The sequence below is a fragment of the Alicyclobacillus acidiphilus NBRC 100859 genome (assembly GCF_001544355.1).
Taxonomy (GTDB): domain Bacteria; phylum Bacillota; class Bacilli; order Alicyclobacillales; family Alicyclobacillaceae; genus Alicyclobacillus; species Alicyclobacillus acidiphilus.
This window is the reverse complement of sequence record NZ_BCQI01000012.1, coordinates 1-11939: the sequence shown is the minus strand read 5'-3', so window position 1 is coordinate 11939 and position 11939 is coordinate 1. Positions and strand designations below refer to the sequence as shown.

Sequence of the window (11939 nt, the reverse complement as noted above, 5' to 3'; positions counted from 1 at the left end):
CTCCTCAGGTCCAGAGTGCTTCCTGTGTCAGCCCGGTTGTCTCCGCGAATCCATAGGCGATGTTCACGTTCTGGACCGCCTGCCCCGATGCACCCTTACCCAAATTGTCGATCACGCTGAAAACTTGCAAAATCCCCGTCCGTTCATTCAAATGGACACCAATTTGCACATGATTGGTCCCCACGACAGACTTCATGTGTGGCACCTGGCCATAAGGAAGGACGTGGACAAATGGTTCGTCTTGATAGAAGGACTCGTAATGCCCCTGGATCTCCTCCGCGCGGACATCGCCTGACAGCGTTACGTAACTCGATGTCAGAATGCCTCGCATCACCGGCAGAAGCTGCGTCGTCAGCAGAACGGTGCACTCGTGGGACAAAGCCTGCTCAATCTCTGGTGTGTGCTGATGGGAACCTACGCGGTACGGATAGAAATCATTCGCCAGTTCCGCAAACAACAGATGGCTTTTCAGACCTCTGCCAGCCCCCGTTACCCCGGATTTCGCGTCGATCGCCACTGGACCTTGGATACGCGCCTCCGACCACGAGACAATGGGCTTGAGCGCCAAAATGGCAGCCGTCGCGTAACACCCAGGATTCGAAATCAGATTCGCCGCCGCGATCCTGGAACGATTGAATTCGGACAGTCCATATACCGCTTCTTGAATGACGTCGTCCGGCAACGGTTCCTTGCCGTACCAGGTTTGGTACACATCGCTTGGCAGACGCAAGTCGCCGGAGAGATCGACCGTTCGCACGCCCCGCCTCCACAGTTCAACTGCAACTTTTCCCGATTCGCCTGAAGGCAGTGCGACAAAGGCGAGATCGCACGCCTGTGCGCACACGTCTGCGTCGAACGTCACGATGTCAGGGCCAGCGACGTGCGCGAAGTGCGGAAACACCTCCGCCAGCGTTCCCGAATGGTTGCCTGACCCAGCCAAATAAGTCAGTTCCAGATGAGGGTGGCCAATCACGATTCGGATCAGTTCCATACCCGCATATCCCGTGGGCCCGATAATCCCGACGCGGATCGGCCGCTCTTGCATGTATAAACATCCCCTAAATTGTATTTCTATTCATTATATCGAAGAGAGCGCTGGATGAGAAGGATCGAATCCGTGATTTGCCAGCGAATTTTCTGTGCGAGTGTCCGTATCGAAGGGCTGCTGTCCCATCATTTCATGCAGTAACTCTGGAGGAGGGGGATATATGATGGGTGTGTTTGGCGGATATACGAGATGGGCTGTGGTCTTTCTGATCATCTTCGTGCTGTTCTTCCTGCTTTGCCCAGCCTACAACTATGTCGCAGGACCAGCTGGCGCCAATGTCGTGTCGTACACAGAGTACGACGCAACGACCATGACGGGTGGATACACCTACGGCGGCTATGGTTACAGCGGATATGCCGACGAGAGCAGCAGTCTCTGAGATCCATGCGCAAAAAGGCTGTCCTGCAGCAAATCAACTGCTGGGGACAGCCTTTTTGTGTGGCGTGTTCATCCGTTATCCGCTGATTTCCGAGAAAAAGAAAAAAAACCTCTCGGATTTACCGAGAAGCTTTATCCCGCAAGGTCTCTCCCTGCAACAAACTTGGCGCGTCCGGAGGGATTCGAACCCCCGACCTCTGGCTCCGGAGGCCAGCGCTCTATCCACTAAGCTACGGACGCAAGTGACGAGGTGTATCTTAACACACCTTCGTCCTCTGACGCAATGACCATTTACAGGCGAAATCCAAATTTACACGCCTTCACGGGAACCTGTGAGCACATCGAGAATCGCGCCAGCCTTGTGATGGCATTCTTCCCACTCGCGCGTCGGAATCGAGTCGAGAACGATGCCCGCTCCCGCCTGCACGTACTGGGTCCCTTGGATCTCGACGACGGATCGAATGACAATCGCCGTATTGGCGTTTGCATCCGCATCGATCATCCCAATAAATCCACCATACGGCCCCCGCCTCACGCGCTCCAGTTCGTCAATGATTTCCATCGCCCGAATCTTCGGCGCGCCTGACAACGTCCCGTTGGGGAAGGTCGCCAACAGCGCGTGAAATACGCTGACGTCGCTCCGCAACACAGCCTCCACGCGCGAGACAAGATGGTAGAGGTGCGAATACTTCTCAACGGTCATGAAGTCGGGAACATGAACGGATCCAATCTCGGCGACGCGGCCGAGATCGTTGCGGCACAGATCGACCAGCATGACGTGCTCCGCGTTCTCCTTGGCGTCGTTTTTCAACTCCGCGACAAGCGCGGCATCTTCCTCTTTGGATTGCCCGCGGCCGCGTGTCGTGCCCGCGATGGGCTTCATCTCCGCACGTCGATCCACACAGCGAAACTGCACTTCCGGACTCGCGCCATACAACCGCATACCTGGGTACTCCGCGACGAACATGTACGGCGACGGATTCAGCTTGCGCAATCGATTGTAGGCGAGGTACGGATGGATCCCTCCCTCGATGCGGATGCGTGTCGACAGGACCACCTGAAAAATGTCTCCAGCCCTGATGTACTCCTTGGCCCGAGTCACGTTGTCGCAGAAGGCGGTTTCCGGGAGATCGTAGAAAATCTTCGCTCCTCCGGCGGAAGAAGGCAGCGAAGCGAGCACTTCCGGTTGCCCCAGGTCCCTGTGTTCCAGTTGCGTAAGAACCGCTTCGATCCCGGCAAGTTCCTCCGCAACGCGCGCGTTCGCGGCGATGACGCTCTGATCGTCTTGCCGGTACAATGCAACGCCACCGTCCGCCAGTTGGATCATACCCGCGTGCCACTGGAGACGAACGTCGGGTAATTCGCGATCGTCCTCGGTGGTCTTCGGCAAACGCTCCAGATAATGAATGGCGTCATAGCCGACATACCCCAAAAACCCCGCGCTGAACGGCTTGCTCATATCAGGCGCGCACGTGTCGTGGAGCGTTCCACGAAGCTTCTCGAGAAACGCCATCGGGTCATCCGCGTGAAATTGCGCGATCACGTCGCCAACCGCACTCTGCCACCTTACCTCCGCCACTTGTCGTGCTTCGGCAATGAGCGGCAGCACACTATCCGCCAGCTCTGGTATCGCGCTGACGGTCACAAGGTGATCCCGGACCTGAACCTCGACAATCGGGCAGACGCCAATCAGGCTGGTCTGATACATGGCACTGTCGTCTTCTCGGCCAGCCTCAAGCAAGAAGGCCCGATATGCCCCCACCCGGGACTGGATATGCAGGTATAAATGGAACGGATCGACGCTCCCAAACGGCTTGTAATCTTGTACTTTCACAGTCTGTTCCCCCGCTTCCCTTACGCTGCGCCCTGCAAGAAGTTTGCGATCATCCGCTTGCCATAGTCGGTCAGGATACTCTCCGGGTGAAACTGCACACCGACGGCCCCTGTCGGACGATGGCGCATCGCCATGATGACCTCGTCAACCTCGGCGGTCACATCGAATTCATCAGGCAAGGAACTCGGATTGACCACGAGCGAATGGTACCTGGTCGCCCGAAACGCCTTAGGCACCCCAGCGAACAAAGCGTCTTTGCCATTGTGGCTCACCATCGACGTTTTCCCATGCAGAGGTTCGGCCGCGCGAACAACCTCGCCGCCAAACGCCACCGCGAGCGATTGATGTCCCAGACAGACGCCAAGCAGCGGAATTCTTCCGGAAAAGTACTGAATCGCTTCTACAGATACACCGGCTTCGGTTGGTGAACACGGACCAGGCGAGACGATCACAGCGGAGGGATGAAGCAATTGGAGGTCGCGCAGAGGAACATCATTGCGCCGAACGACGACTTCGGCCCCTAACTCAGAACAATACTGGACCAAATTGTAAGTAAACGAATCGAAATTGTCGATCACTAACAGCATGAAACTCGGCTCCTCTCAGGCTCTGCACAGGACGAACCCGTGCCATTCTCAACTTTGCTCACTCAACTAGCATTACCCTACATGAGAACCGGGAAGTTCGTCAACAGGACGTTTATCCCTGCCGCCCGATCCGCCACATGCCCCCAAATGCACAAAAAGACCAATTGAAGCCACGCGATTCACGCGCTCCAATCGGTCTTCCGTTCTCGGTTGTGGTGGGCCCAGGAGGACTCGAACCTCCGACCTCACGATTATCAGTCGTGCGCTCTAGCCAGCTGAGCTATGGGCCCTCAAAGTTGTCAACAACAATGGTGGTGGGCGGTGGCAGGATCGAACTGCCGACCCCTCGCGTGTGAAGCGAGTGCTCTCCCCCTGAGCTAACCGCCCTGGTGACCCCAGCGGGACTCGAACCCGCGTTACCGCCGTGAAAGGGCGGTGTCTTAACCGCTTGACCATGGGGCCTGACTGGCTCCCCGAGTAGGATTCGAACCTACGACCCTCCGGTTAACAGCCGGATGCTCTACCGCTGAGCTATCGAGGATCATATGGTGGAGCTAAGCGGATTCGAACCGCTGGCCTCTAGAGTGCGATTCTAGCGCTCTCCCAACTGAGCTATAGCCCCATCTGCAAAGTCACAACGGATACTCTCAAAAAACGATGAAAGTATCTGGTCCCGGAGGCCGGACTCGAACCGGCACGGTTTCCCGCACGATTTTGAGTCGTGTGCGTCTGCCAATTCCGCCACTCCGGGAGATGGCGTGCCCTGAGAGATTCGAACTCCCGACCTTTTGATTCGTAGTCAAACGCTCTATCCAGCTGAGCTAAGGGCACACAGTTGAAATGGACGATGGATAGCATACCACCTTTGTCGACATCTCGCAACTCCATTTTTCTTGTTTTGTGGATCGTCTTGAAATTGAACGCTCCTGGCCATCCAGCAAGCAATCAATTATAGTGAAGTTAAACTTGCCTTTGGGAGGTGACGCACATGCTGTTCTCTGGTGTGCCGTCCAACTTGCTCGAGGCATCGAACTTACAACACGTGATTTATCCAGATGCTGGCGGCCAAGCCGCTATAGTTTCGGTGCCTGCCGCACCTCAGACTTCATCGAAGAATACCAGTTCACAATCAGAGTCGGACAGCCAGCAGCAACATACGCACTCCAGCGATCCCGGCAAAGGCCGCTACATTGACCTGTACGGATGACTGCCTTGATGTGGACCGGTCACAACCTTTTCTGAAACCAAGTCACTGAACAGACGAAAGGACGGCACAAGTGCCGTCCTTTCGCAAAGGCTGTTGACAGACACCACACGACGAATTCAATGGATTCGTATTGCGGCACATCAACCTCCTGTGCAATTATGTTGCCCCGATTTTGGCGCGCTATTCGCGGCAGTCAACAAGTTCATCAAAGACTGGCCACAGTGCAGTCTCGAGGAGTCACACGATCTCTTGACAGAGCCGATGAAGGCTTGTATATTCATTAATGCGGTTTGAACAATCGCTTGTGCGGAAGTGGCTCAGGGGTAGAGCATCGCCTTGCCAAGGCGAGGGTCGCGGGTTCGAATCCCGTCTTCCGCTCCAAAGAGCAGCGTATTCGGGATTCTCATCAGTGGTTCCCTTCTTCTGGGACCCAGACAGGCCTACGGTCTGTCCGCCGAATCTCGTCCACGCTTCATAAGCACCAGAATAGGATTCTAAGCCTCCGCTGAAGCGGAGGCTTAGAAATCAATACGGAATTCCCACCTGGAGAGGTGGTCGAGTGGTTTAAGGCAGCGGTCTTGAAAACCGCCGTGTTCGCAAGGGCACCGTGGGTTCGAATCCCACCCTCTCCGCCATATGTTTCGGCAAGTGCCTCGGATCGCTACATGCGGTCTGGGGCGTTTGTTTTTCTCCTGATCGACGGCCTCACGATACCGACGAGCGAGGGAATCATCATGGCTGAACGCGGTCAGCGCGAAACATCGACATACCTCTGACCGTTCTATACCATCTGACAGCCACGGAAATTCTGCAAAATGCACAGACAATTCACAAACAAACTGTAGTGTTTCCGTCGCATGCATCGCCAAGCCACGTTCATACGATAGCCATATGCTACACTCATTTCAGTCATTTACAATTTTGGAGTCGATGCAAAACGATGGAAACAGGGTATCCAATGTGCAGGGGTACCTGGAGAACATTAGGCAACCATCGGTTAGGCCAATTTCACTCCAACAAAAGCTCTTTCGGGTTTTGTTCGTATTATTGCTTGGGGCAATATTGGGCTTTCTAGCGAAGTTCCTCGGAAGTATCGCCGTTGATGTTCCAATGCCCCCAGTTGCCAGGCAAGTCGTGGACGAAATCCGTCAATTTATCGCCAGTTATCCCGGAAGATGGATATTCGTCGGGACGATCATTGGTGCTTGGAGTCGTTCACCGAAGACAGCGGCTCTACACGTCTTTGTTTTCCTGGCGTCCATGCTTTGCACCTATTACATCTACGAAATGAAATTCTGCCAAAGAGAGGTTGGAAGCACTTGGAAGTGTTATCCATTTCCATCGTTCTGTGTTTTCTAGTTGTGCATTTTCATCTGCTTCGCACTTACTTTTGACCGTTCCAACTGGAGTGCCGTTTTTGGAATGCACACACTCGACAGCCTGTTAGTGGCTTCATTGGCCATGCATTGAAGGGAACAAGAAGATAAATTGCTCGACCTGACCAAGAGCGCTGTTCGTATCATTTTAGGACATCCCTTTGGCCTTTCACCATCGTGTCAACGGTTTACAAGTGGGTTCATACTGACGTGATAAGGCAAAACCGATTCGCTTTTCAACATTGGAAGCGATCTGTATGGCTTTGGACTGCCAGCCAGGTGATATTTTGGAGTACAGAGGTGAAGAAGACGGCGAAGGCTCTCGACTATTATACGAGGTTCATAACGTCCAGTATCATCGATTCGGGAGTGGTAACGATGTTCGTACAGAAAAAATCTAAGATCATGCCCAGACTTCTGCTGGCCGGAGGTCTCCTCTTGTCTATTCCGGCCACGGTTTCCGCAGCCACAAGCGCAGCCGTGTCTTGGATTCCTGAGCCGGGTTCAGCTGCGCAGCCATGGGTGATAATGATCGACTCTGCCAAATCCTCGGTCTACATCAACGATTACATCATCACCGACAAGCCCATCGTGCAGGCTCTCGTCGCGGCTGCGAAACGAGGGGTGAATGTGCGCGTGATCGCAGACGCCCATCCCTACGACGATTCCAGCGCCGTAACCGAGGAACGGAGCGAATTTGCCAATACGAAGGTTCAAATTCACTTTTGGAGTCCCTCTGCCAACAGCTTTGACCATGCGAAGTACTTGGTTGCAGACGGTAAGAGCGCGATCGTCGGCTCAGCAAACGCGGATTATTCAGCCATGGAGGGCGGCGACAACCTGGAAGGCGATGTCGCGATTTCGGGCGGAACGATACCTGATACGCTAACCAAACTCTTTGTCGCCGATTGGTCTCACAAGTCGGCCACGGTGTCGAACGCATCGCTCATCATATCGCCGGGAGCTGAGTCGGGGATCATCGGTCTGCTGAAACAACCTGGCGTTGTGTCCGTCGCGTCGGAGGAATTGGGCAGTGAAAAGGCAATTCTGCAAACCATGCAGACGAAAGGCAAGCAACTGCGGTTGTTGCTGCCGGATTCCGTGTCTTCAAGCGATTTGAACAACGCTCGTGCACTCGCGGCTCACGGAGTTCAGGTGCGGCTCCTCAAAAGCCCGTACGTTCATGCCAAGGTCATCGTATCCGCTGCAAAGCTGTTCGTCGGCAGCGAAAACTTGACGACGACATCGCTCACAGAAAATCGCGAAGTGGGTGTCGTGGTTGAACAAAAATCGGTGATTCGCCAGGCGTCCGCGTGGTTCTCGACATACTGGGCCAAGGCCACTCCCTTGACGGCAACGAGTAAAACTGCGACAGAAACGAGTACATCGAATGGATCGTATCCATACTTGCCGCTTGGATTGTCCGAAAGCGAAGTACGGGCTCGCTGGGGAAGCCCATCCAGCGTGAGCACCACCACCTATCATGGAGAGCCGGAAACCGTATGGCACTATCCGAATGGTGACGAGTGCTACTTCAATACGAGCGGCAAGCTCGTCTACGTGCATCGATCGAAATAACCCAGAGCATCAATCGCCTGGCGGTTTCGCACGTTCATCAACCAAAATGGGCGAATGTCCTGGGTCATGTGACCTTTGATAGGACAATCCACTGGACATAAATCTAAACAGACGCCAACCATAAGGAGGGAAACGCATGTACGGAGCATTTGGCGGGTATACCCGATGGGCAGTCGTGTTCTTGATTATCTTCGTTCTGTTCTTCTTGCTTGTACCAGCAGTTGGTTATGGCGCAAGCTGCGCGGCAGGCTATTAATCACGCGTTTTTGAACGGCAGCGACACGCTCCTGGGACACCGAATCCGCAATGTAAACCATCATGAAGAATGGTGAGGAGGGACTTCCATGTACGGAACTTTTGGTGGATACACGCAATGGGCCGTAGTGTTCTTGATCATCTTTGTTCTGTTCTTCTTGTTTGTACCAGCCGTCGGCTATGGTGCAGCTAGCAGCTGCAGCTGTGCAGGAGCGTACTAAAGAGACAAACCCATAGAATTTGCGTAGCCTGATTGCGTTCAAATGAAAGTCGAAAGGCGTCCCCTGAGGACGCCTTTGCTTGCGCCATTGCCAGAACACAGGAAACGATCATCCGTGTTACGAAAACGGATGGCAATCCGGATTTAAATCCTCTTCCGTCAGCACTTTTTCGGCGTAGCCCATTCGGTATGGCAATTCGAACAGCCGTGAGAGTCCTCGAACTCGTTGAAACCCATAGCCAAACGTAATCGGAGTCATTCCGGGTATGAGCGCTTTTACGGCATGCAGGCCGCCGTAAGCTACTTCCACGCTGGTTTGATCGATCACGATCACGTCAAATCCCCGCCCGTGCAAGTCCTCAAACACGGAATTGAGAATGCGTCGAATGTCGCGTGAATCGATTTGGTATTGTCGAGCTGCGTCGGCGTACTCGTCTTCGATGGCTCGTATTCGCCCTTGATTCTCCCGCCTCAACAGGAACGCCCAACGCGAGTAGGCTTCGGGCAATGCGGCGACCGCGACGTGATCGAGAATATCCCTGATTTTCGTCGGATCCAAAAACATCGAGAATGCCTCTTTGCGCCTCTCTTCCGGCGCTCGGAGCAAATTGAGCACTTGCACGGTCAATTCGCGAAGCGCACCATAGGCAGCCTGATACGGATTGATGTGGCACGCCGAACCGCACACCACTTTCGGATAGTCGTCTTTGTCGCGAACAGCCACAGCGCAGATCGTTGGTATGGCGAGATCGTGGGACATGCGGAACAATCGAACCTCAAATCCCTTTTCCGTGAGATAATCAAACACTTCAGACACCTTGGTCGGACACTGGGGCCCCAACATGAGCTCAGGCAGCGGCATCTTCGCATACCACATGTTCAAAAATCCGTCCCGCTCGATCACTTCGAACATTCCATGCAGCGCGGCTTCTTCCACGGTCCCTCCGATCGCGCAACCATTGGACGTTTGCATGACAAATCGCTTCTCGTCAGCCGTTGGTCCATAATAGGCAATCTGCTCAGGAACGAGGACAGGGCGATTGTACTTGGTCGAGTATGCCCAGACCCACGAATACGCCTTCTCTTCATCGAAGGGTTCAAGGCGATGGTGGGACGACTGGTACAACTCGTCGCTGTGCAACCCGAATTGCAACGGATGGACGGCTGTATCGTGGAAGTCCGAATGCTTGCCAAACACGACCGGCCGTCGATTCACCGCCTCAAACCCGCAGCTGCGCTCCAGCACTTCAAGCATGGCGGACTGTTTGGCGTCGGTGATCGACAACCCTGAGCCATAGCCAGCGATTTCGGCGCCAGCAGGCGTGTAGATATAGGCGTCCGCCTGAACATAGCGGTCTTCGTTCGAATAGGCGTTGGCGGCTGAAATATACCCAACCTTGTGGTGGATGAACAACCTTTCCAACCGCTTAAAGTCCAACGTCTTCACGCGCAGCGCTTCCGCGTCGCCGACGATATGAGAGGCGAACTGGCATTGGGCGAGAGCGGGATCGTCATCTGGCTTCAGGTTGCATCGAGGACAATCGTGACTGGGGACGACTGGAACCCACTGAAAGGGCTCCCCATCGTCAAGCACGCCGACATGGCCCTTGCAATGCGGCGCATGGAGAGACTCTGCCGTGATCGAGCGCATCTCGTCGATCACGACGTTTCCCAATATGGAGAGTGCAGATGGAGACATCTCCAGTGGCATCGCGGACGATTCCTCATCATCGGCAGCGAATGGGCTAAAAATGGAACTCAGAAGACTGCGCTCGAACGTGTTTTCCCAACGCAACTCAAGACACGTGACGCAACCAGGTATTCCTGGGGTCTCCAGCGGCCCCACCAGAACGGTCGATCCTCTGCCAAGCACAGATAAGACGCTGAATTGCCGTTCTCGGCACGTTTGCAATACCAGGTGCTCGAATTCAGATGGCGTATCCGATGCCAACATGACAAGGTTTGGACAGCATCGTTCCAGATCATCCAGCGAACCGCTGTCAACCAGACGAATGTCCTGAATTTGACCCATCTGTTCGCGCCAGGTGTCCGAGATTTGTTCAGCTAGTACGGAACCGTTGTGAACAAGGACAATCTCCATGATACTCCCCCGCATATCCCGCGCAACGCGGCGTCAGTCTCCTGATTTAATGACTACATCCTAGTCATCCTATTCCTGCGTTCCTTTGTATAGAACGAAAGAGACCAACACTGCATTAGGGGCACCGCATCGACGCCTGGCGCGCAGCGATCTAGCGGGCAGGTGCTTCCCCGCTTTGCAATTTCCGCTTGAGTTCGTCAATCCAGGCCAATTCAGATTCAATCTGGGTGATTTGGAAGCGAACCACTTCCATCGCCCACGCCAATTCAGAATGAACAGTCTCGATATCGCGGCAAAACTCCAGTTGTTTCCACAAAACATCCTGCCGCGTCTGTAAAATTCCCTGCGCGACATCGGGGTCCAGACGATCAAAGAAGGCGACCCGCACTAAAAAATCGATGGAGTTCGCAGCGGATTTCGCGGGAAAGTCGCGAATCAGCTCATAGAACCTTCGCTCCCCTTCATCGGTCAGGATATAGACATTTCGATCCGGTTTGCCCTCAGCCTTGATGACTTGTTTCGAGATGGCTCCCGTCTCCAGAAAACGGCGCAGCGCAGGGTACAGGAGATTATTGTTCAGTTCAAAGCCCTCACCGAGCGCCCTTTGAACGTCCTTTTTGATTTCATACCCATGTTTCGGGCCCGACAGAAGTTCCCCCAAGATCAAAATGTCCGCGTACACGTGCATCACCTATTTTGAAATTTATGTGAACCGATTGTTTTCGTCGGTGTCCATATGTTAGATTAACACATATAGCAAATACGTTAAACTAACCTATGTTAACGTATCTTTCTGCCGAGGAGCTAGGAGGCTTTATAAACATGCAGACACAGACCGGGCACCCAAGCGTGGGGCACCTGAATCGAACCATGATTATGATTGTCATGGTTTCCGGGGCCTTCGTATCCATTCTCAATGAAACATTGTTGAACGTCGCACTGCCGCCCATCATGAGAGAACTGCACATCGCGGCAACGACCGCACAGTGGCTCACCACAGGCTACATGCTGACGAACGGCGTGCTCATCCCAGTCACCGCGTTTCTGATCCAACGATTCACGACTCGAACTTTGTTTCTTACGGCGATGTCCCTATTTGCTGTCGGTACGTTGATTGCCGCCGTGTCTCCTGACTTTGGCTTCCTCTTGGTCGGGCGCGTCGTGCAAGCCAGCGGTGCGGCGATTATGCTCCCCTTGCTGATGACGACTGTGCTCACCGTCTTCGCCCCCCACGAACGCGGCGGCGCGATGGGCATCATGGGGCTCGTCATCATGTTTGCGCCCGCCATCGGTCCGACGCTGTCCGGCTGGCTCGTCGAGCACCACTCGTGGCGGATTCTGTTCTTTGTGATACA

At 54.2% G+C, this 11939-nt stretch carries 9 protein-coding genes, 10 tRNA genes and 1 pseudogene; 7 read left to right on the top strand and 13 right to left on the bottom strand.

Going from position 1 to position 11939, the window contains the following annotated elements; genetic code table 11:
- Nucleotides 1–4 precede the first annotated feature (4 nt).
- Nucleotides 5–1045, bottom strand: coding sequence for an N-acetyl-gamma-glutamyl-phosphate reductase (argC, locus tag AAC01S_RS06500; protein ID WP_067620626.1), 1041 nt, complete (start codon nt 1043–1045; stop codon nt 5–7).
- Between the two features lie 163 nt (nt 1046–1208).
- Between argC and AAC01S_RS06495 the strand changes: the two genes are divergently transcribed.
- Nucleotides 1209–1427: a hypothetical protein gene (locus AAC01S_RS06495; RefSeq protein WP_067620623.1), complete on the top strand. Its 219-nt coding sequence runs from the start codon at nt 1209–1211 to the stop codon at nt 1425–1427.
- A 163-nt stretch (nt 1428–1590) separates the two neighbouring features.
- Here AAC01S_RS06495 and AAC01S_RS06490 read toward each other — a convergent pair.
- From AAC01S_RS06490 to AAC01S_RS06445, 10 genes are all read right to left on the bottom strand, one after another.
- Nucleotides 1591–1666 (bottom strand) — tRNA-Arg (locus AAC01S_RS06490).
- 70 nt (nt 1667–1736) lie between these two features.
- Nucleotides 1737–3260: an anthranilate synthase component I family protein gene (locus AAC01S_RS06485; RefSeq protein ID WP_067620620.1), complete on the bottom strand. Its 1524-nt coding sequence runs from the start codon at nt 3258–3260 to the stop codon at nt 1737–1739.
- Between the two features lie 20 nt (nt 3261–3280).
- Entirely contained in the window at nt 3281–3847 is a 567-nt protein-coding gene (locus tag AAC01S_RS06480) for an anthranilate synthase component II (protein ID WP_067620617.1), read from the bottom strand.
- 213 nt (nt 3848–4060) lie between these two features.
- Nucleotides 4061–4137: transfer RNA gene (locus AAC01S_RS06475), tRNA-Ile, on the bottom strand.
- Between the two features lie 22 nt (nt 4138–4159).
- Nucleotides 4160–4234 (bottom strand) — tRNA-Val (locus AAC01S_RS06470).
- Nucleotides 4235–4309: transfer RNA gene (locus tag AAC01S_RS06465), tRNA-Glu, on the bottom strand.
- A 4-nt stretch (nt 4310–4313) separates the two neighbouring features.
- Nucleotides 4314–4388, bottom strand: a tRNA-Asn gene (locus tag AAC01S_RS06460).
- 5 nt (nt 4389–4393) lie between these two features.
- Nucleotides 4394–4469, bottom strand: a tRNA-Ala gene (locus AAC01S_RS06455).
- A gap of 46 nt (nt 4470–4515) precedes the next feature.
- Nucleotides 4516–4598, bottom strand: a tRNA-Leu gene (locus tag AAC01S_RS06450).
- A gap of 3 nt (nt 4599–4601) precedes the next feature.
- A tRNA-Arg gene (locus AAC01S_RS06445) sits at nt 4602–4678 on the bottom strand.
- 157 nt (nt 4679–4835) lie between these two features.
- On the opposite strand from AAC01S_RS06445, the gene AAC01S_RS06440 reads away from it, so the two are divergent.
- The 5 genes and pseudogenes from AAC01S_RS06440 to AAC01S_RS06420 all read left to right on the top strand — a co-directional run bounded on the left by AAC01S_RS06440 (nt 4836) and on the right by AAC01S_RS06420 (nt 8008).
- Nucleotides 4836–5054 carry a hypothetical protein gene (locus AAC01S_RS06440; protein ID WP_067620614.1) on the top strand — a complete coding sequence of 73 codons (219 nt, stop codon included), beginning with the start codon at nt 4836–4838 and terminating at the stop codon, nt 5052–5054.
- Nucleotides 5055–5360: 306 nt separating this feature from the next.
- Nucleotides 5361–5435, top strand: a tRNA-Gly gene (locus AAC01S_RS06435).
- A gap of 164 nt (nt 5436–5599) precedes the next feature.
- Nucleotides 5600–5689: transfer RNA gene (locus tag AAC01S_RS06430), tRNA-Ser, on the top strand.
- 956 nt (nt 5690–6645) lie between these two features.
- Nucleotides 6646–6750: pseudogene (locus AAC01S_RS19875) on the top strand (helix-turn-helix domain-containing protein); the annotation flags it as partial.
- A gap of 58 nt (nt 6751–6808) precedes the next feature.
- Nucleotides 6809–8008: a phospholipase D-like domain-containing protein gene (locus tag AAC01S_RS06420; protein WP_083511580.1), complete on the top strand. Its 1200-nt coding sequence runs from the start codon at nt 6809–6811 to the stop codon at nt 8006–8008.
- A 593-nt stretch (nt 8009–8601) separates the two neighbouring features.
- On the opposite strand, the gene AAC01S_RS06415 is transcribed toward AAC01S_RS06420, so the two are convergent.
- The gene (locus AAC01S_RS06415) at nt 8602–10584 is read right to left on the bottom strand and encodes a TOMM precursor leader peptide-binding protein (RefSeq protein WP_067620605.1); all 1983 of its coding nucleotides are present in this window, start codon (nt 10582–10584) and stop codon (nt 8602–8604) included.
- Between the two features lie 151 nt (nt 10585–10735).
- The gene (locus tag AAC01S_RS06410) at nt 10736–11266 is read right to left on the bottom strand and encodes a PadR family transcriptional regulator (RefSeq protein WP_067620602.1); all 531 of its coding nucleotides are present in this window, start codon (nt 11264–11266) and stop codon (nt 10736–10738) included.
- Between the two features lie 140 nt (nt 11267–11406).
- Between AAC01S_RS06410 and AAC01S_RS06405 the strand changes: the two genes are divergently transcribed.
- Nucleotides 11407–11939, top strand: a 533-nt coding sequence (locus AAC01S_RS06405) for an MFS transporter (protein WP_174520830.1), incomplete at its 3' end; no start/stop codon positions are given.